Genomic DNA, 19,611 nt, shown 5'->3' with positions numbered 1-19,611 from the left:
CGCAGTCTCTACGCACCGCGCCGGCGACTACCTGATTACCTCTCGTAGTCGCCGGCGCGGTGTTGATGTCTGTGGGGCGCGGAGCGTATCGACGCAGCCCTAAAGAGGGAGTATCTCCACCTGGTCACAGCGGGCGCCATCCTTGGTGGGCATGAACGAATGCAGACTATCGCCCTCGGCTGCGCCGAAGGCGACGGCGAGCCGCAGCTGCTCGTCTAAGGGCGCATCCTCGCACACCCCGAGCTGGAAACCAGCGACTAGGCTATCGCGCCAGGGGATAGACATATAGCCCGGCGTGCCGGTGTAGCGCCCGAGCGCGCTCATGGATTCCGTCAGCAGCAGGCTGTGACGGCGATCAATACCAATGAGAAGGGTATGGATGCCGGCATCGAGCAAGGGCTGACAGGTGCGGGCCAGCTCTTGGGCGCTGGACTCCGGTTCGTCACGGAGGCGGGAGCGCAGCTCATCGATGTCGCCGCGGGCCCATGTGGCGATGTCTTCGAGGTGGCACATCACGGAATGCGGGGCAATCGTGCCCACTTGGCGCAACACGGCCTGCAGCGCCGGCCCCGTCGAGGCGATTGAGACCTTCTTGGTGGGGTGGTAGAGGCACAGGCTGCGCAGCACATCCGAATACCAACCGTGGGTGGCCACAATGGGCAGCGGGCCGGTAAGCAGCACCGATCCGCGATGCTCGGCCGCGGCGACCGTCTTATCCCGCAGCATCGCCAGCTGGTGGCTATCGAGCGGCATCGGCGGATCCCTGAACTCGGTGGTGGTCAGATCCGACTCGATCACGGCAGAGTGCATGGGAATCGGGCCGGGCACCTCAATAAAGTCATGGGCCAAGCCCATCTCAGTGATCAGGCGCATGTAGTGGCTGATCTGTGGGGCAGGGAAGAGAGCCTGGGCGGACTGGCCCGCTAGATAGAGGGCATAGGCCACATTGGTGCCGGTACCGCCGGCGGTAATGCCTACATCGTTGAAGTGGTTGACCTCGCCGGGAGCAATGGGGGAGGAGATCCGCGCCGCGCGCTGAAGCACGGGGGTGGGGGTGACGCAAAGAATCATTGGGCGCACACCACATGAACGCCGCGTTCGCGCAGATTATCCACGAAGGTCTGCGGTGCGCCCGCATCGGTAATGAGCACATCAATATCGGTGATCGAGGCGAAGCTCACCAAGTAGTCGCTGCCCAGTTTGGTGGAGTCGCACAGCACAACAACCTTGCGGGCGTTGGTGATCATAGCGCGTTTCACCGCGGCCTCTTGGGAGTCCGCAGTGGAGAGGCCGTGATCGAGTGTTAAGGCATTGGTGCCGATGAAGGCTACGTCAGCACGCATCAGCGCGAGAGTCCGCAGTGCGGTATCGCCGACCACAGCTTGGGTGATGGCACGAACGGAGCCGCCGAGGAGCTGCACCTCGTCCAAACCGTTACTGGCGAGGTGCATCGCGTGAGCGAGGCAGTTCGTTACAATCGACCACGCACGGGCATTGGGGTGCTCGGAAATAAGTTCACAGAGGGCGGAAATAGAGGTGCCGGCGTCGAGAAACATCCCGCCCGAGCGCTCGGGGAGAAATTCCATAGCAGCGCGGGCGATGGCGGATTTTGCCCCAGAGGCGGAGCGGGAGCGGGCATCCACACTGAACTCGGCCGTCTGGAAGCTTTGGCTCGCCACCGCACCACCATGCACGCGGTGCACGGTGCCCTCGGAGTCAAGGACGGCGAGATCGCGGCGAATGGTCTCCGCGGTGACACCAAACTTGGTGGCCAATTCCGTGACATTCACGCGGCCTTCGATCGATGTCAGGGAGGCAATTTGTCTCCGGCGTTCTTCGGCGTACATCGGTGTCCACTTCTCCTCAAGTTAGAACAAACGCGTCCGCATACAGCCGCGCTCGCGCCAACAGCTGGGGCAGACCATATACAGATAATCACCCACTGTGCGGGGCACCAACGGCGAGGCTGCGTGTGTGAAAATAAAAGTTCGCGGCGTGCACTATGTGGGTTTGTTATCGAATTATGTAGATCCATTTTCGCACGATCGGGCGAAAAACTAGAAAGAATCGGGCCAAATTCCACACATGGGTGTGGCATTTCTCCGCATTGTGTCCGGCCTCCGCTCCCGTAGGATGCTCCATCGCTAGGCGCGCAGGCGTGTGTGCTGCTGTGATGAGCTGCGGTGACTCTGGTGCTCGGCGTGAGCGCACGGAATGTGATGTCCGATGCTGTTATATTGGCAACAGCGGGCCGCGTGCACAGTAAAAACCCCACGAATGAGGGTAATTCCCTGTTCGTGGGGTGAGAAGTATGTGGCCTCAGGCGCTAGCTAGGCGTGGATTGTGCCCCGTTTCTCGGCGCTCAGGTGGCCACACACTGCCCGTTCTGTGGGAATCGGGCTACTTAGAGCTTGCGCATAACGGATACGACTTTGCCGAGGATCTCTGCCTCATCGCCCTTGATCCAGTCGAACTCCATATTGTGCGGAACCAGCCAGACGCCACTGCGATCCTTGTGGAACTCTTTCACCGTTGCTTCGCCATCGATCATGGCCGCCACAAACTCGCCGATTTCGGCGACGGGCTGGGAGCGGACAACCACCCAGTCGCCATTGAGGATGCCGGCATCTTTCATGGACTCACCAACGACCTGGAGCATAAAGAGCTCACCATCGCCCACAATGTCCTGCGGTAGTGGGTAATAGCTTTCAACGTTTTGCTCGGCGAGGATCGGCGAACCTGCGGCGATGGAACCCACGACCGGAATATAGGTGGTGCTGGACGTGCTTTCCGGAACCTCATCGGCGGGGGAGGGCTTCTGGGTGCGCTTCGGTTTCGGGCCGGGGCGCTTCGCCGACTCCGGCAGGTGGCGCACGTCGACGGCACGCGGCTTATTGGGGTCGCGCCGCAAAAAGCCCTTCTTCTCCAGCTCTTTGAGCTGATAGGCCACGGAGGAGGTGGACTGCAGTCCGGCGGCATCACCAATCTCGCGAATGCTCGGCGGATAGCCGCGGAGAACTACGGCATCCCGAATTACTTCGAGAATGCGCCGCTGGCGCTCGGAGAGGGCGCTGTAGTCAGGTTCGGAGGGGGTGCGGGCCATGAGGTGTCCTTCGAAAGTTGTCTGGCGATGAGCGTGCAGGTGCAGGGTGCGAGTGGAGCCGAGGTGGCCCACCGGGCGATGCGGCCCGAAAGGGTGCGTGGTGTTCGAACACGCCCAATCGAACATTTTCTCTTCAAATCATACGGCTGTTCGCCCAGCAGAGCAAGCATCAGTGCGGTGTTCGATTCCACTTGCGAGCTATCGAACACACTGGCTATAGTCGAACATGTGAGTGAAGGATTGTGTCGAACGTCCCGCGCTCTGCCTACAGTGGCCCCTAGTGATGTACTCGCTCAGTGAAAGGACTTCTCATGACTCTCTCCCTCAATCCCGTATCTGCACCTCGAAGCACTCGTGGAGTGGCTTCTTCGCGCCCCCAGCCTTCTCCGGTGGTGGTGTCTCCGGCGGCAACCTGGAGTGGTGTGCAGCGTCGAGAGCTCTCCCTCTCCGCATGCGGTGTTCGAACGCTTTCTCATTCAGATAGAACACCACGGCGATCCTGTGGGGCGGGCGGTGATGCCCACGGGGTGCATACTGCTTCGGTTTCCAGGCTCGCGTGGGATACGTGTGATCGTTCGAATGGCCGCTCCGCGGGTATAGCGAAGAAGGCGCACGGCGCGCCGTGGCGTGGCGTGCTGAAGCAGGCGCTCGTGTCCACCTGTGTGGGCGTGCTCTTGGCTGGTGGCTTCCATGCCGCAATGAGCGCTCAAGATACCCAGCTTTCACACACCCCGCCGAACCTCATCACCCAGAGCGCGAGCATGCGGTAGCACAGCAAGTAGGGGCGACGCCGCGGCGGCCACCCAGCGCGGTGGCTGGTCTCGGCGCTGGGTCGCGCTTCGCTAGACTGTCGTGTCAGATAGCGGTGTGAGGTGAGGTTCTCAGAACCGCTGTGTCGGCGGTGTGTGCCGGCAACTGATCGGATTGGATATTGAGGATTCGCCACCATGCACTGTCCCTTTTGTCAGAATCAGAGCTCGCGCGTGATCGACTCGCGAGTCATTGATGCCGGATCGGCCATTCGCCGTCGCCGCGAATGCTCTGAGTGCGGTGGTCGCTTTACCACCATCGAAAAGGCCATGCTGTTGGTGCTCAAGCGCAATGGCGTCTCCGAGCCCTTTAGCCGCGAGAAGGTGATCACAGGTGTGCGACGCGCCTGCCAAGGCCGCGATGTCTCCGATGATGCACTCAAGCGGCTGGCCCAAGAGGTGGAGGAGACGGTGCGCAGCCACGGCAGCTCACAAGTCAATGCCAATGACATTGGCCTAGCGATTCTCGAGCCTTTGCGCGAGCTCGATGAGGTCGCCTATCTGCGCTTTGCCTCCGTCTACCGCTCCTTTAGTAGCGCCGATGACTTCGAGGCAGAAATCCGCAAGATGCGTCGCGTCGCGAAGAAGTCAGACTCCTTCTAGGACGCGGCCACCACCAGTCCGCAGCCGGCTCGGCCCGCTATTAGCGCAGGCGGGCGATCGCTTTCTCGATGCGCTTTGCCGAGACTGGGCCAGAGGTGCCGAGGCGCTGGGCAAAAAGCGAGACCCGAAACTCTTGAATCATCCATCGAATATCTTTCACCTCGCGGGTGCGGGCGCGATTATCCGGTAGAGAACTGAGCCGTTTCTCTAAGGCGTCCTCCACAGCCTCGATCTCATCGAGCAAGTCGAAATCACGGTCAGGGTCGCGCTCCATATCGTCGAGCCGGATCCGCATCGCGGCCAGATAGCGGGGGAGATGGCGGAGATGTTCGATACCGTGTTTGGCTACTGCTCCCTGCGGCAGCAGAAACTCCAGCTGCTGTTTCATGTCCGCAATGGCGTCGCCTGTCCACTGCTCGAGCTCGCTCGCCAGATAGGAATAGTCCACTAGGCCCGGGGCGAGTGCCACGATGATGGAACGCACTCGGCCGGGCACCTCGGGGCTCACAGCGGTGCTGAGGGTCTCGAACTCTTCTGGGGTGCGTACCGGCCCGCCGTGGGCGAGCATGAGGTCGCGAATCGCGGTTACCCGCGCATCCTCAATCAAGCCCGCAGCCTTGCCGTGCGGGTAGTTCTCCACGGCCACGCGCTGCTTGAGCGGCAAACCATTGAGCATCTGGCGCTGATTCACGGATATGGAGCGCATCAGCAGAGTCAATTGCGCCGTGAGCATCGCCGCATCGGCGGCCTCCTTGGTGGGCATAGCCTCCACCACCAAGCCGCCATCTTTGATGACCAGCGCCGGGTAGGTGGTAAAGCTCTGCCCATCCACCTGGGTGTCGTGGGTTTCCGCGATCTCACCAATCGAATTCTTATCCCAGCTGTGCACGGGAGCGGCAGCGCGGGAGTGGGCGCGCTTGCGCACCGAGGACTGAATCCGGCCGGCCTGACGCTTCTTCAACGCTTCCAGATCCTTATCGTGATCCACCACTTTTCCCCGCTTATCAATGGCGGCGAAGGTCATCCGCAGGTGCGGGTCTAGCTTCTCGAAGGAGAAATCGCCGGGATTAATCCCAGTGGCCCCGAGCTTGTTCAGCCCCTCGGCCAGCTGCTGGGTCACGGTAGAGGTATAGGGCACCAAGCTCGGCAGCACCCGTTCGGCGAAGGTGGGTGCTGGGACAACACTGCGGCGTAGATGCTTCGGCAAGCTGCGCAACAGCTCGGTAATGAGCTCGGAGCGCAGGCCAGGTACCAGCCAGGCGAATTCGGCAGCCTCCACGCCGGCGAGCACGGGGATGGGGATACGCACGGTCACGCCGTCGAACTCGGAGCCCGGCTCGAACTCGTAGCTGAGGTCGAACACCAGCGAGCCCTGCTGCCATTTATCGGGGAAGGCCTCCTCGGCCACATCCTCGGCGTCAGGGTTCACCAGCTTCGCCGGATCGAAGTCCAAATAGTCGGCGGCGGCCCGCCGCTTGCGCTTCCACCAGCCATCAAAGCTCGGGCCCGTGGTCACATCCTCGGGCAGTCGCTCATCATAGAAGCGAAAGAGAGTGTCCTCGTCCACCACGATGTCACGGCGGCGGGCCTTGGCCTCGAGGTGGGAGGCCTCGTCGAGCTTGGCGGCATTCGAGTGGAAGAACTCGTGGTGGGTGTTCCAATCGCCCTCGATCAGGGCGTGGCGGATAAACATATCCCGCGCCGCGGCCCGATCAACCGTGTGATAGGCCGTCAGCCGATCAACCACCACGGGCACGCCCCACAGCGTGGAGCGCTGATAGACCATCGCGGCGGCCCGCTTCGAGGACCAATGCGGCTCGGAATACTGATGGCGCAGGAGATCTTTGGCTAGCTTTTCCACCCAGCGCGGATCAATCTCGGACACGGTGCGCCCCCAGAGGCGGGAGGTCTCCACCAGCTCGGCGGCCATCACATAGGCCGGCTGCTTTTTCGCTACATGTGAGCCGGGGAAAATCCTAAAGCGGGTGGTGCGGGTGCCCAGATACTCCTTGGTTTTTTCCTCGCGCACACCGATATGAGAGAGCAAACCGGCGAGCATGCTCATGTGAATACCCGTGACATCGCGATGCTCTGTGTCCTGATTCCGGGCGATCACCTCCTCGGGCGTGGCCTCGGGCTCGGTGGGGGCGTCGTGGCGCTTCCAGCCCAGCTGGCGGGCCACCTGCTCCAGCTGTCGCACCAGATCCCACCACTCGCGGATACGCATATAGTGCAGATACTCGCTCTGCATTTTCTTGCGGAACTTATTGCCCGAGAGTTCCGCCCGCGAGGCCTGGATGTAGTCCCACAGGTTGAGCAGGCTGAGAAAATCGCTGCTGGTGTTCTTGAAGCGGGCGTGGGCCTGATCGGCTTGGGCCTGCTTTTCGAGGGGGCGTTCCCGCACATCCTGAATAGTCAGCGCGGCCGTGAGCACCATGACATCGCGGGCGACTCCGCGCTCATTGCCCGCAATGAGCATGCGCGCCAAACGGGGATCCAACGGGATACGCGCCAGCTGCCGACCGATCGGGGTGAGGATCGGGTTGCCGTCCTTTTCCCCCTGCTCCAGCGCCCCGAGCTCGTGCAGCAGCATCAAACCATCGCGAATCGCCTTGTACTCCGGTGCTTGCACGAAGGGAAACTCCGTGATCGCGCCCAGCCTTAACGACGCCATCTGCAAGATGACGCTGGCGAGGTTGGTGCGCAATATCTCCGGGTCAGTGAACTCGGGGCGGGAGAGGAAATTCTGCTCCGAGTAGAGGCGAATCGCAATACCTTCAGCCACACGGCCACAGCGGCCAGAACGTTGGCGGGCGCTCGCCTGGGAGATCTCCTCGATGGGAAGCCGCTGCACCTTGGTGCGGGTGGAATAGCGAGAAATACGAGCCGTGCCGGTATCGATCACATAGTGAATACCGGGCACGGTCAGGGAGGTCTCGGCGATGTTGGTGGCAAGGACGATGCGTCGTCCCGCATGCGGGGAGAAGACGCGATGCTGCTCGGCATTCGATAGCCGGCCGAAGAGGGGAGTGACCTCTACGCCGCGATAGCGCTTGGCCTCGATGGCCTCCATGGCGTCGCGAATATCGCGCTCGGAGGGGAAGAAGCACAGGATATCGCCCGGCCCCTCCTGCATTAATTCCTCAATCGCCTCGAGCAACCCATCGAGGGGATCAATATCAATGGTTTTCTCCCCTTGGGTGATCTCCAAGGGGCGGTAGCGAATCTCCACCGGGTAGGTGCGCCCCGAGACCTCAATGATGGGTGCCGGGGTGGATTCGCTGCCAAAGTGCGTGGCGAAACGCTCGGGGTCGATCGTGGCGGAGGTGATGATCACCTTCAAATCGGGGCGCTTCGGGAGCAGGCGTTTGAGATAGCCGAGAAGAAAATCGATATTCAGCGAGCGCTCATGGGCCTCATCGATGATGATCGTGTCATAGGCGTTGAGATAACGATCGCGCTGCATCTCGGCCAGCAGGATACCGTCGGTCATCAGCTTGACCGCAGTGGTCTCCGAGACGCGATCATCGAAACGAATGGCATAGCCTACCGAGTCGCCGATCTGCTGATCGAGCTCGGAGGCGATGCGCTCAGCCACGGTGCGGGCGGCCAAACGGCGGGGCTGGGTGTGGCCGATTAGTCCGCGCCGACCCCGGCCGAGCTCGAGACACATCTTCGGGATCTGGGTGGTTTTACCCGAGCCCGTTTCACCCGCGATGATCACCACCTGGTGATCGCGGATGGCCTCCTTGATGTCCTCGCGCCGGGCAGAGACGGGCAGGCTCTCGGGATAGCTCAGCGTTGGTACCCGCTCGTCGATGGCAAGCACAGAAAGCTCAGCGGAGTCGATATCGGCGGCAATCGCGTTCAACGCTCGTGGGGAGCGGGCCTTGCGCAGTCGCCGCCGGAAAGAGCGCTCGGCGGCAAGCGATACGTTCTCAAGCCGCGCGAGCAGGTCCTTCTTACTCGGTGCGGAAGACGATGCTGCAGGGGATCCGTGTTCAGAGCGAGGCATAAGAACTTAGATTCTAGCCACTAGCAGCATCCAAGGGCGAGTAGCCCGCACCCTGTGATCGTCTTAGGCGCTGGGCGAGTCCTCGCGGCGATCCTCGGCGGTGGCGCTGATCGTGGCCTGGTAGGCGCGGGTGATCTCCTTGCCGAGCGCGGCGAAGTCCTCGCTGCGGAAGGAGGAGGCCCGATAGACCAAGCGCATGGTGCGCTGGGCTGTCACCGAGGGGGCGAAGTGGGCGATGGCCACGCCTTGCCGGCTGCCCTCGGCTTTCAGGGCGGAGGCGGGGATGAGAGTCGAGCCGAAGCCGGCGCCCACGCACTGCAGCACCGTGGTGAGGCTGGTGGCGCGGGTGAAGGTGGAGGATTGATCTTCTGGATCAGTCTTGGCCACGCGGCAGAGATCAATGATCTGATCGCGCAAGCAGTGGCCGTCGTCAAGCAAGAGCAGTTGGAGTTGCTTTAACGACGACAGCGTGACGTCAGTGCGGCCGGCCAGTGGATCTTTGTCGTTGACGGCGATAACGAAGTTCTCGTCGTAGAGGGAATAGCTCTCGAGACCGCTGCGGCTTACGGGGGTGGCCAGTAGGGCGCAGTCGATTTGGCCATCACGGAGCATGGTCTCAAGATAGTGGGTTTGATCTTCGACGATGCGCGGTTCCAGCTCGGGATAGTCCTGATAGAGCAAGGTGAGCAGCTCAGGCAAGAGATAGGGCGCGGCGGTGGGAATAATGCCAATCGTTAAGGGGCCTTGGAGTGGTCCATCGGCGCCGCGTGCTTGGGAGAGGAAGGAATTGGCCTGCTCCAGGGTGGCCTTGGCGAAGGGGAGCAGTTTCGCGCCTATCGGGGTGACGATGACCTTACGGGTGGAGCGTTCGATCAGCTGTACTCCGAGCCCGGATTCGAGGGCGGCGAGCGCCTGGGAGAGCGAAGGCTGAGAGATGTTGAGTTTGGCGGCGGCGATGCCGAAGTGCCGTTTTTCCGCGATGGTGACGAAGGTGCGCAGCTGCGCAAGAGTCGGGCGGTAGTCTTTATTGTTCATACTTATTACTCTATAACAAGACAAAAAGTTTTACCTCTTGACGTCAGCGGAATATGTGGCATACTTATGGCAGCAACGCAGATGGCGGGGCAGGAGCTTATAAGCCCACTGCATCCCGTGAGGATGAGCTGCTTTTCCCAGAAATGGGAGGGCTAAAAGCCCAGATTGCGGCTCTTTCGCCACGATGCGGCAGCGACCACAGCCAGACAGAGGTGAGATGCCTCACGTTATGGTGCACAGTCGCCCGCCGCGCCCATCGGTGTTGCACACTAAGCCCGCGGACAGTTGTTGTCTGCACTGCGGACATCAGCACAGCTGTCTGCACCGCTTGTACATTGCTACATCGCATCAGCGATATTTGGAGGAAAACACATGGCTATCATGACCGTTGGAGAAAAGTTCCCTGAGTTCGAGCTCACTGCTCTTAAGGGCGGCGACCTGCACGAGGCCAACGCCACCTCTCCCGAGGATTATTTCGAGACTGTCTCCCTCGACAAGTACGAGGGTCAGTGGAAGGTTGTGTTCTTCTACCCCAAGGACTTCACCTTCGTGTGCCCGACCGAGATCGCTGCCTTCGGCAAGCTGAACGAGGAGTTCTTGGATCGCGACACCCAGGTGCTCGGCGGCTCCACCGATAACGAGTTCGCTCACTTCAACTGGCGTGCCACCCACCCGGAGCTCAAGGGCGTTCCTTTCCCGATGTTCTCCGACGTCAAGCACGAGCTTATCCGCACCCTCGGTGTGGAGAACGCCGACGGTGTTGCTGACCGCGCCACCTTCATCATCGATCCCGATGGCGTGATCCAGTTCGTGTCCGTGACCCCGGACGCTGTGGGCCGTAACGTCGACGAGGTGCTGCGCGCCCTCGACGCTCTCCAGTCCGAAGAGGTCTGCGCCTGCAACTGGGAAGCTAATGACCCCACCAAGAACATCAACAAGATGGACGTGCTCCAGGAAGGTCTGAAGTAATAGATGTCGATTGATAACCTGCGTTCGTCCCTGCCCGATTACGCCAAGGACGTCAAGCTCAACCTGGGTTCTTTGACCCGCACCTCTGAGCTCAACGAGCAGCAGCTGTGGGGCGCCCTCGTGGCCTCCGCCGCCGCTACCCGCAACGAGACCGTGTTCTCCGAGATCGCCGACGAGGCCAAGGAGCACCTCTCCGAGGAGGCTTTCGACGCCGCCTTGGGTTCCGCCACCATCATGGCGATGAACAACGTTGCCTACCGCGCCAAGGGCTGGCTGGGCGATGACTACGCCAAGGTGAAGTTCGGTCTGCGCATGAACATCATCGCCAAGCCGGGCATCGATAAGGCCGACTTCGAGCTGTACTCCCTCGCCGTGTCCACCATCAACGGCTGCGAGCACTGCTCGGTCGCCCACGATAAGACCGTGCGCGAAGAGGGGCTCACCAAGGAGCAGGTGTGGGAGGCCGTGAAGGTCGCCGCCACCGTCCAGGCTGTTGCCCAAGCTGTAGAGATTGAGGCTGCTCGCTAAGAGCCGAGTCTCGCACCTAGACGACGCCCATCAACATCGATGGAGCGTCGTCTTTTGTATGTCTACACACGACACCGCGCTGCCCAGTACCGATCCTGGTCATAGGCAGCGCGGTGATGTCTCAGGTGGGTGCTGCCTAGTGATAATCGAGCTGCAGGGCGCTGAGCTGCACCTCGCCGGCTGCATCCGAGGCATCGAGATCCACGACGCCCTGGAGCGCGAAGGAGTTATCGCCCTCGGGGTCTTTGAATATTTGCCGTACCGACCAGCTGCGCCCATTCTGAGTGAGGTGGAAGTATTCGGGGCCGCGCGCCTCAGGTCCCACATCCATGTCCGCGTATTCGTCGAAATAGGCGTCCATGGCAGTGGGGAAGTCTGGGGCATCGTCGAGATAGGCCACCATCTGCGCGAGGGCGTCCTCCTCCTCATAGGCGAAGAGCTGGGTGAGGCGGAAGAAGTAGTTGCGCACCATGATGGTGAAGGCGCGGCGATTGGCGCTGAGCGCGCTCGGATCCTCCACCCCAAAGGCCACCTGCTGATCCACGGTGTCCTGATCGATGGGCTGGTCGGGATCGGCCATATGCGCCCACTCATCCAAGAGCGAGGAATCGACCTGGCGCACCAGCTCGCCCAGCCACACAATGATGTCGTCGACCTGCTCGTTGCGATACTCCGGCGGCACCGAGTGCTCGAGGGTGCGCCACGCATCGGTGAGATACCGCAATACCACCCCCTCCGAGCGGGCCAGCTGATAGGTGGAGACGAGATCGGAGAAGGTCATGGCCTTTTCGATCATTTCCCGCACCACTGATTTCGGCTTTAACTCAAACTCTTTCACCCAGGGCTGGGTTTCGGCATAGGTGTCGTAGGTCTGCTCCAGCAGCTCCTTCAGCGGCTGCGGATAGGTGATCCCCTCGATCATCGCCATGCGATCGTGATAGTCGTAGCCCTCCGCTTTGAGCGCCTGAATTTCCGCCCCTCGCGCGGCGCGTTCCTGGCCGACCAGCAGCTGTCGGGGATTTTCCAGAATCGCCTCAAATACCGAGATCACATCGAGCGCGAAGGTCTCCGACTCTGGGTCCAATACTTCGAGTGCGGCGATGGCAAAGGGCGCCAGTGGCTGGTTGAGGGCAAAGTCTCGCTGCAGCTCGGCGGTGAGCTGATAGCGCTCCTCATGCGGGTCACTCCCAGCATGCTTATCGACGATACCTGTCGCCACCAAGCCCTTAATCAAGTCGATAGAAGTGAGTAGCTCGGTGTTCTGTTTAGCGCGCGGGTCGTGGGTGCGTCGGATCAGCTCCGTGATGTGGTGGAGCCCATCGCCCTCGCGGGCGAGCAGGTTGAGCAGCATGGAGTGCGACACCCTAAATTGGGATTGCATGTTCTCTGGCTCGGCGTCGATAAGCCGCTCATAGGTGGTATCCGTCCACGTCACCTCGCCCTTCGGGGCGGCCTTTTTGCGGAGCTTCTTCAGCTTCGCCTCATCCTGGCCGGCGCGCTTGCGCAGCTTATAGTTTTCGATCTCATGCTCCGGCGCTTCAATAACCACGGTGCCCACCGTGTCGAAGCCGGCCCGGCCTGCGCGCCCGGCGATCTGGTGGAACTCCCGCGATTTCACGAGGCGTTGGCGCTGGCCGTCGAATTTCACTAGCCCCGTCATCAATACAGTGCGAATGGGCACGTTGATACCCACACCCAGGGTGTCGGTGCCACAAATGACCTTCAATAGTCCGGTCTGGGAGAGGCGTTCGACGAGGCGGCGATACTTCGGCAGCATGCCGGCATGGTGGATGCCGATGCCCTTGCGCAGTAGCGAGGACAAGGTGGTGCCGAAACGAGTAGAGAAGCGGAAGGAGCCGATCTCCTCGGCGATCTTCTTCTTTTCCTCATCGTTAATAACCTTCAGCGAGGTCAGCGCCTGGGCGCGCTCGGTGGCCTCGCGTTGGGTGAAGTGCACCACATAGATGGGGGCTTTGTCCTGCGAGATCAGCTTCTCGATGGTCTCGTGCACCGGGGTATAAACATAGGAAAACTCCAGCGGAACGGGTCGAGTCGCCCCCGCGACCAAGGTGGTATCTCGCCCCGTGCGCTCGCTGAGGTCCTTTTCTAGGTGCGTGGTATCGCCCAGGGTGGCGGACATCAACAGGAACTGCGCTTTGGGCAGCTCGAGCAGCGGCACTTGCCACGCCCAGCCCCGTTGGGGATCGGAGTAGTAGTGGAACTCGTCCATGATCACCTGGTCGATGGCGGCATCCTTGCCATCGCGGAGGGCAATATTGGCCACGATCTCCGCGGTCGCGCAGATGATGGGGGCCGAGCCATTGACGGTGGCATCGCCGGTCATCATCCCCACCTGCTCGGGGCCGAAAATATCGCAGAGGGCGAAGAACTTCTCGCTCACCAGCGCCTTGATGGGGGCGGTGTAGTAGGAACGCTGGCCGCGCGCCATCGCGATGAAGGCCGCGGCAATCGCCACCATGGACTTACCCGAGCCCGTGGGGGTGGCGAGAATAACATTATCGCCAGCGAGAATCCCCAGTGACGCTTCCTCTTGGGCGGGGTAGAGGCTCATCCCGCTATCGTCTACCCAGCGCAGATAGGAATCGAATACTGATTCATCGAGCAGCGACTCGGGTACTTCGGCGAGATCCGGCAGGAACTGAGTTAGCGTCGTTTTCACACTTACTCAGACTACCTAGCCCCGCTGCTGCGGCGCGGGAGGCCCCTCGCAGCCGCGTGAGGAGCAGCCGCAGCGGGGCGTGCGCCCGCTTAGTGGGAATTGCCCTCGCCGCCGTCGGCGTCTTCGCTGGCATCCTCCGCAGCGGAGTCCTTCTCACCCGCCTGATGCTCCTCCTGCTGGGGCTGATCCTGCTGGGGCTCGGCGTGATACATACTGTGCTCCTCGCCACCGAGACGCTCCAGCATGGCCTGCCAGCGGGTGCGGGGCTGGCCATCCTCGGCGGCGTCTGACGCATGCTCCTCGCCGTCGGCGGCAGCTGAGGTCTCGCTGGCAACGGAGGCAAGAAACTCCTCAAACTCCGCGCCCAGCTCCTCGGAGGAGGGGATCTCCACGTTGCGGGGGATAAGCGCTTGGGGGTTGGCTTCGCGGAAGCGCGCCAGCTGCTCGTCGTACTGCTCCTCCAGGGAGGAGACCACCTGCTGAATCTCCTGCGAGTTAAAAGTCTGCTCCGCCAAATCGCGCTTGACCCGCTCGGCATCGGCCTGCAAGGACTTCAGCGGCAGCACCAGCTCGCCGACATCACCAATGGCGTGCAAGAGGCTCAACGCCGCCTCTGGGTACTCCGAGGCGGAGACATAGTGCGGCACATGTGCGGTATAGCCGGCAACATTACGGCCCCGCTTATTAAGCAGCCGCTCGATATGCAGCGCCGCCGCGCCGGGCACGATGATCTGAGAATCCATGGTGTAGAGCGGCTGAACCAGCTGCGGATCATTGCCGTGCGCCGAGACGATCAGCGGGCGGGTATGCGGCACCGACATAGGGGCCGCGTAGAGCGCAATAGTTTGTTCGACATTATAGCGCTCCACCAGATCGGCCACAGCCTTGCTAAACGCCTGCCAGCGCAGATCCGGCTCCGGGCCGGAGAGCAGCAGGAAGGAGCGCCCGTTAGTATCGCGCACTACATTGAGCGTGAGCTTGAGATCGTCGATCTCGACTACGCGCTGCTGATCGATCGCCACCGGCGGGCGGCGGGAGCGATAGTCAATGAGTTCATCGTTGTTAAACGAGGCAATGAGGCGGTGATCCAATGCGGAGAGCAAATGCCGCGATACCATCTCCACGGCGCGGCCGGCATCGGCGTAGCCCTCCAAAGCAATCAACATCGTTAGCCCCGGAGTGCTATTGCCCTCGCTGTCTCGCTCGGCGGAGGAAGACAGCTCTGGAGAAGGGTACTCCAGTTCGTACATCGAGAAATCGTCTCGTGCCATCGTGTCTCCTTAAGGTCATAGAGCGGGCGGAACACACCTGCCGGCGCGCTAGTTACGCCTGTGTTATTAGCTTAGTGTCTGTGTCTCTCCCGCATCGGCGTCCAGCACCGTGCGGATGCTGGCCTGATGTGAGCAACAACGCCACAGACGCCCCTGCTATTCCCAGTGCGGGCCAACGCAGTGTGGTTCTGTGGCGCTATTTTCGCATACCGCATAGCCGGATAACCATAGCGCATCTCTCCCCACTGGCAGGGCTGTCGCTCAGCGGAAGGCTGTGGATAACTCGGCCCCATCCACAACGCGGCGCCGAAAAACGTGCACTGGGCCGTGCTGACCGTGATCCTCGGCAACGATACCTGCCATGAGCACACAGCATTTCACTCCCGGTTCCTTTCTCGCCTCCATCCCCGCCACCCTCGGCTTCTTCCCGCACGACTCCTTAGTACTGGCCGGCTTCCATGTCAGCGCCCCGCAGCCCGGCCAGACGACAGCTACGGTCACCTCCGGTCCCATCGCGCGCTTAAGCCTCAGCGATCTCGAGCGTATCGACGCCATCTCTGAGACCCTCGGCGCCCTCGATAGTGATTTCTTCCTCGGTTTCATCGTCCGCCAAGGCTCCAGCCAGGAGATCGCGCAGCGGGTGGACGAGCACTGCCGCGACGCTCAGATCCCGCTCGGGGCAGTATGGTCCACCTATGAGATAGCCGCGGGCGAGCAGGTGCGGTTGGAGTTCGTCTCCGATTCTGTCGCAGCGATCTCCTCCTGGAAGCGCCACCTGCGCGATGATGTGATCCCACCGCTGGAGCGCACTTCATCGATGCGGGAACTCATCGCCCGCGGCGAAGAGCTCCCCGAGCTGGATCGCGAGAGCTTCCTCGAGCAATTCCGGCGAGATACCGAGACCATCTCCGAGGAGCAGTCCCGCCTTTGGTCCTGGGCACTGGAGAACAAAGTGATGGATCTCTACGACAGCGCGGAGAAAGACAGCGCCCCCTATGCGCTCGTGGAAGACTTCTTCGCCGCGCTCGATCGCTTGCCAGCCGAGACCACGGTGGAGGAGATCAAAGAGGATCTCGCCTTCCTCGAGTTGCTGGGATCCTGTCTCGCCGATCGCACCCTGCGGGATATGGCCATCGTCGCGGTAGGCAACGCCACCTCCATGGTGCTCTACCGCGCCCTCCAAGCGGCCGCGCACGTTTTTTCTGGCTCGATTCGGGCCAATGCACTCAGCCTGCTCGCCCTCGAAGCAGCGGCCCGGCAGTGGATGACAGTGGTGCCCGCCGCATTGAGCTGTGCACAAGAAGAAGAGCAGGGACACACCCTAGCCCAACTACTCTTTAACGCCTATATGCATGGGCTCATCACAGACTCGGTGACCGCCTGCACCGAGGCCGCCGAGCAGCTGTGCTCCAACGTCGGCATTCACCGCGCCCGATGCAGCTAGCCGCAGAGGCAATACCCCAAGCTGGCTCGAACCGGGGCGGCCGAGTAGTGCCCCGACAGCGCGAGAGGCGACAACCACACTGGGCTGCCGCCTCCCGCTATCACTGTGCACTATGGGCTGTGCCTCGGCGCAGACACGGTCGTTATCACCGCGCGCTATAGGCCCGATCTCCCAGCTGAGAGGTAAACGACCACGCATCCTGGACAATGGTGTGCAGATCGGTGCGGGTGGGGCTCCAGCCGAGCTGCTCCATCGCCTTGGCCGAGGAGGCGATGAGTGTGGCGGGATCGCCGGCGCGCCGGGGCGCGACTTCGGCGGGGATCGGATGGCCGGTCACCTCGCGGCAAGCGTCGATCACCTGGGCCACCGAGTAGCCCTCACCCGAGCCCAGGTTGAAGATGCGGTGCTCGCCGGACGTATTGGACTCTAGGGCCAAAAGGTGGGCGTCCGCGAGGTCGCGGATATGAATATAGTCGCGCACGCAGGTGCCATCCTCGGTGGGCCAGTCATCGCCGAAGATCATGATCTTGTCACGGTGGCCCAGCGCCACCTGCAGTACCAGCGGGATGAGGTGGGTTTCCACCTCGCGGTTTTCGCCGATCGTGCCATAGGCCCCCGCCACATTGAAATAGCGCAGGCTGGTTGCTCCCAAGCCATAGGCGTGGCAGTAGCTGGTGATCGCGTAGTCGATGGACAGCTTGGTCGCGCCATAGGGATTGGTGGGGGCAGTGGGCATGTCCTCGGTGATGGGCACTGTCTTCGGCTCGCCATAGGTGGCGGCGGTCGAGGAGAACACCAGATTGTTCACCCCGTTTTCGCGCATGGCGTCGAGAAGCGCGAGGGTGGTGACGAGGTTGTGCTGCCAGTACTCCTCGGGCTTCTCCACAGACTCGCCCACGAGCGAGCGGGCCGCAAAGTGGGCCACGGCGTCGATCTTGTGCTCGCGGAGCACAGTGGCGGCGACATTGCGAACATCGCCTTCCACGAGCGTGGCCTCGGCGGGCACAGCCTCGCGGTTTCCGGTGGAGAAGTTGTCGATGACGGTGACGGAATGTCCTTGTTCAATGAAAACCTGAGCGCACACGCTACCTACATAGCCGGCGCCTCCAGTGACCAGAATGTTCATAGCCTCCAGCCTACTCATTTTTAGTTACACGTCGGACGTCTGCCGATAGGGTGCTGCTCACACTACGCAGCGGAGCTATACACATAGCTCTCCGCCCCTCGCAGGCACTGAGGTGGTACCGGCGAGGGGCGGAGAAATAAGGAATAAAACTACAAGGGGAACTAGGCCTTTTCGACACGCACGGCGTGGCTCAAGGCAGGGGAGAGGCGTACCTCTTTATCCTCGGTCTTGAAGGTGACGCCATTGCGGTCGTGATAGACCGTGACCGTGCTTCCGGTGCAAATTCCCGCGGCGATCAGGCGCTTCATCTCGTCATCATTGACTTGGAGGATCTCATTGACTTGCACGATCCGCACCTTGTGATCGGTGTTTTCTGCCAAGTCCACGATGCGGGTGCCGTGATCCGGTTCGACGTGATCGCGGCGTCCTAGGCGATCAAGACCTGGGATCGGATTGCCGAAGGGGGAGCGGTCCACATTGGGCAGCACATCGAGTAGGCGACGTTCGACCTCGTCGCTCATCACATGCTCCCAGCGACAGGCCTCATCGTGAACCTTCTCGATGTCGTAGCCAATGACGTCAGTAAGAAGGCACTCAGCGAGGCGGTGCTTGCGCATCACCGCGATCGCCCGCTGGCGGCCATCCGAGGTCAAATGGAGGCTGCGGTCATTGGCGACCACCACCAGCCCGTCGCGCTCCATGCGGGCTACCGTCTGACTCACGGTGGGGCCGGACTGCTCCAAACGCTCGGCGATACGTGCTCGAAGGGGAATAATGCCCTCTTCTTCGAGTTCGTAGATCGTCCGCAAATACATCTCGGTGGTATCGACAAGATCCTTCACGAAGCTATAGCCCTTCTCTGTTCGCTCCCCTTATAGCCATACGGTCTGCGGCAATAAGGAGACATCACAATTGTTAGTCCCTGTAATTTAATCTAGCTTACTGCGTGCACCTATCCGGTGCAGAGACGCGCGCTGGGGCCGAGTGCGGCCCAGCGTGCGGCTCCGCCTGTCTAGAGCGCGTAGGCGCGTAGCTTGTCGGCGCGGTCGCCGTCACGCAGCTTCGACATGACTTCCCGCTCGATCTGGCGGACGCGCTCTCGGGAGAGCCCGAAGCGGCGGCCGATCTGATCGAGGGTGCGAGGCACGCCATCGTCCAAGCCATAGCGCAGCTTGATCACATCCTGCTCGCGCTGCTCGAGAGTGCCGAGCACCGCGCGAATATCGGAGTGCCGCAAGGAGGCCACCACGGCGGTCTCGGCATCGGTCGCGTCATAGTCTTCAATGAAGTCTCCCAAAGGGGCTTCTTCATCGGCGCCCACCGGCATGTCGAGGCTCACCGGGTCGCGCGACTGGCGCAGCAACAGCTCGATTTTGGCCTCATCAATGCCGGACTCTTCGGCCAGTTCCTCATTGGTGGCCTCGCGGCCGAGGTGCTGGTAGAGCTCGCGCTTGATGCGAGAGAGCTTGTTTACCTGTTCCACTAAGTGCACGGGCAGCCGGATGGTGCGGGACTGATCCGCCATGCCACGAGTAATGGCTTGGCGAATCCACCAGGTGGCATAGGTGGAGAATTTAAAGCCTTTGGCGTAGTCGAACTTTTCCATGGCACGGATCAATCCGAGGTTGCCCTCTTGGATGAGATCCAGAAGCGGCATGCCGCGACCGGTGTAGCGCTTAGCCAAAGAGACCACGAGGCGGAGATTCGCCTCGAGCAGGTGGGCGCGCGACTTGCGCCCTTCCTTGGCCAAGATCTTCAGATCGCGTTTTTTAGCGCGGGTGAGATCCGTGCTGTTTTTCAGCAAATAATCGGCATAAAGACCAACCTCGATCGCCTTGGCCAGTTCTACTTCGTCTTCGGCGGTGAGCAGCGCGGTTTTGCCAATACCATTGAGATATACGCGGACGAGATCGGCGGCAGGATTGTCGTTCGTCTGATTGCGTCGTCCTCGGGTATCACCGGCTTCGTTATCGTTCGCTCGTGCGGCTTCAGCTGCAGAGCTCATTGGCGCCTCCTGCTCCATCGAGA

14 protein-coding genes are annotated in these 19,611 nt (G+C 61.4%); 4 read left to right on the top strand and 10 right to left on the bottom strand.

The window, feature by feature from the left end; translation table 11 throughout:
• Positions 1 to 99: 99 nt before the first annotated feature.
• From GBB11_RS01375 to lexA, 3 genes are all read right to left on the bottom strand, one after another.
• Positions 100 to 1,071, bottom strand: coding sequence for a 1-phosphofructokinase family hexose kinase (locus tag GBB11_RS01375; protein WP_151548726.1), 972 nt, complete (start codon positions 1,069 to 1,071; stop codon positions 100 to 102).
• The gene (locus GBB11_RS01370) at positions 1,068 to 1,847 is read right to left on the bottom strand and encodes a DeoR/GlpR family DNA-binding transcription regulator (RefSeq protein WP_151548725.1); all 780 of its coding nucleotides are present in this window, start codon (positions 1,845 to 1,847) and stop codon (positions 1,068 to 1,070) included. Before GBB11_RS01370 ends, GBB11_RS01375 begins: the two co-directional genes overlap by 4 nt.
• A gap of 557 nt (positions 1,848 to 2,404) precedes the next feature.
• Complete coding sequence (gene lexA, locus GBB11_RS01365) at positions 2,405 to 3,103, bottom strand: transcriptional repressor LexA (protein WP_151548724.1); 699 nt, start codon at positions 3,101 to 3,103, stop codon at positions 2,405 to 2,407.
• A 947-nt stretch (positions 3,104 to 4,050) separates the two neighbouring features.
• Here lexA and nrdR point away from each other — a divergent pair.
• Positions 4,051 to 4,515, top strand: a complete 465-nt coding sequence (nrdR, locus tag GBB11_RS01360) for a transcriptional regulator NrdR (RefSeq protein WP_151548723.1) — start codon at positions 4,051 to 4,053, stop codon at positions 4,513 to 4,515.
• Between the two features lie 40 nt (positions 4,516 to 4,555).
• On the opposite strand, the gene hrpA is transcribed toward nrdR, so the two are convergent.
• Complete coding sequence (hrpA, locus tag GBB11_RS01355; protein ID WP_151548722.1) at positions 4,556 to 8,530, bottom strand: ATP-dependent RNA helicase HrpA; 3,975 nt, start codon at positions 8,528 to 8,530, stop codon at positions 4,556 to 4,558.
• A gap of 63 nt (positions 8,531 to 8,593) precedes the next feature.
• Entirely contained in the window at positions 8,594 to 9,565 is a 972-nt protein-coding gene (locus tag GBB11_RS01350; protein ID WP_151548721.1) for a LysR substrate-binding domain-containing protein, read from the bottom strand.
• 372 nt (positions 9,566 to 9,937) lie between these two features.
• On the opposite strand from GBB11_RS01350, the gene GBB11_RS01345 reads away from it, so the two are divergent.
• Both GBB11_RS01345 and GBB11_RS01340 read left to right on the top strand, forming a co-directional pair.
• Positions 9,938 to 10,534, top strand: coding sequence for a peroxiredoxin (locus tag GBB11_RS01345; protein WP_151548720.1), 597 nt, complete (start codon positions 9,938 to 9,940; stop codon positions 10,532 to 10,534).
• A 3-nt stretch (positions 10,535 to 10,537) separates the two neighbouring features.
• A complete protein-coding gene (locus GBB11_RS01340) occupies positions 10,538 to 11,062 on the top strand; it encodes a carboxymuconolactone decarboxylase family protein (RefSeq protein WP_151528613.1) in 525 nt (174 codons plus the stop codon).
• Positions 11,063 to 11,198: 136 nt separating this feature from the next.
• On the opposite strand, the gene GBB11_RS01335 is transcribed toward GBB11_RS01340, so the two are convergent.
• Entirely contained in the window at positions 11,199 to 13,742 is a 2,544-nt protein-coding gene (locus GBB11_RS01335) for an RNA helicase (protein ID WP_151548719.1), read from the bottom strand.
• Positions 13,743 to 13,831: 89 nt separating this feature from the next.
• The gene (locus GBB11_RS01330) at positions 13,832 to 15,013 is read right to left on the bottom strand and encodes a PAC2 family protein (protein WP_151548718.1); all 1,182 of its coding nucleotides are present in this window, start codon (positions 15,011 to 15,013) and stop codon (positions 13,832 to 13,834) included.
• A 361-nt stretch (positions 15,014 to 15,374) separates the two neighbouring features.
• Between GBB11_RS01330 and GBB11_RS01325 the strand changes: the two genes are divergently transcribed.
• Positions 15,375 to 16,457 (top strand): DUF4192 domain-containing protein, encoded by a 1,083-nt coding sequence (locus tag GBB11_RS01325; protein ID WP_151548717.1) that lies wholly within the window; start codon positions 15,375 to 15,377, stop codon positions 16,455 to 16,457.
• Between the two features lie 145 nt (positions 16,458 to 16,602).
• Here GBB11_RS01325 and galE read toward each other — a convergent pair whose 3' ends face one another.
• The 3 genes from galE to GBB11_RS01310 all read right to left on the bottom strand — a co-directional run bounded on the left by galE (position 16,603) and on the right by GBB11_RS01310 (position 19,588).
• Positions 16,603 to 17,583, bottom strand: coding sequence for a UDP-glucose 4-epimerase GalE (gene galE / locus GBB11_RS01320; protein WP_151548716.1), 981 nt, complete (start codon positions 17,581 to 17,583; stop codon positions 16,603 to 16,605).
• Positions 17,584 to 17,744: 161 nt separating this feature from the next.
• Positions 17,745 to 18,425, bottom strand: coding sequence for a metal-dependent transcriptional regulator (locus GBB11_RS01315; RefSeq protein WP_151548715.1), 681 nt, complete (start codon positions 18,423 to 18,425; stop codon positions 17,745 to 17,747).
• Between the two features lie 170 nt (positions 18,426 to 18,595).
• Complete coding sequence (locus tag GBB11_RS01310) at positions 18,596 to 19,588, bottom strand: sigma-70 family RNA polymerase sigma factor (protein ID WP_151548714.1); 993 nt, start codon at positions 19,586 to 19,588, stop codon at positions 18,596 to 18,598.
• Between the last annotated feature and the right edge of the window lie 23 nt (positions 19,589 to 19,611).

Source organism: Corynebacterium sp. 74A (assembly GCF_008930665.1).
Lineage (GTDB): Bacteria > Actinomycetota > Actinomycetes > Mycobacteriales > Mycobacteriaceae > Corynebacterium > Corynebacterium megadyptis.
The sequence above is the reverse complement of the archived record's forward strand: the minus strand, read 5'-3'. Positions and strand labels throughout refer to the sequence as shown.

What these genes read in the sequence shown, in the direction of transcription:
- GBB11_RS01375 (WP_151548726.1), bottom strand. Translation starts at nt 1,071, where the DNA reads ATGATTCTTTGCGTCACCCCCACCCCCGTGCTTCAGCGCGCGGCGCGG.
- GBB11_RS01370 (WP_151548725.1), bottom strand. Translation starts at nt 1,847, where the DNA reads ATGTACGCCGAAGAACGCCGGAGACAAATTGCCTCCCTGACATCGATC.
- lexA (WP_151548724.1), bottom strand. Translation starts at nt 3,103, where the DNA reads ATGGCCCGCACCCCCTCCGAACCTGACTACAGCGCCCTCTCCGAGCGC.
- nrdR (WP_151548723.1), top strand. Translation starts at nt 4,051, where the DNA reads ATGCACTGTCCCTTTTGTCAGAATCAGAGCTCGCGCGTGATCGACTCG.
- hrpA (WP_151548722.1), bottom strand. Translation starts at nt 8,530, where the DNA reads ATGCCTCGCTCTGAACACGGATCCCCTGCAGCATCGTCTTCCGCACCG.
- GBB11_RS01350 (WP_151548721.1), bottom strand. Translation starts at nt 9,565, where the DNA reads ATGAACAATAAAGACTACCGCCCGACTCTTGCGCAGCTGCGCACCTTC.
- GBB11_RS01345 (WP_151548720.1), top strand. Translation starts at nt 9,938, where the DNA reads ATGGCTATCATGACCGTTGGAGAAAAGTTCCCTGAGTTCGAGCTCACT.
- GBB11_RS01340 (WP_151528613.1), top strand. Translation starts at nt 10,538, where the DNA reads ATGTCGATTGATAACCTGCGTTCGTCCCTGCCCGATTACGCCAAGGAC.
- GBB11_RS01330 (WP_151548718.1), bottom strand. Translation starts at nt 15,013, where the DNA reads ATGGCACGAGACGATTTCTCGATGTACGAACTGGAGTACCCTTCTCCA.
- GBB11_RS01325 (WP_151548717.1), top strand. Translation starts at nt 15,375, where the DNA reads ATGAGCACACAGCATTTCACTCCCGGTTCCTTTCTCGCCTCCATCCCC.
- galE (WP_151548716.1), bottom strand. Translation starts at nt 17,583, where the DNA reads ATGAACATTCTGGTCACTGGAGGCGCCGGCTATGTAGGTAGCGTGTGC.
- GBB11_RS01310 (WP_151548714.1), bottom strand. Translation starts at nt 19,588, where the DNA reads ATGAGCTCTGCAGCTGAAGCCGCACGAGCGAACGATAACGAAGCCGGT.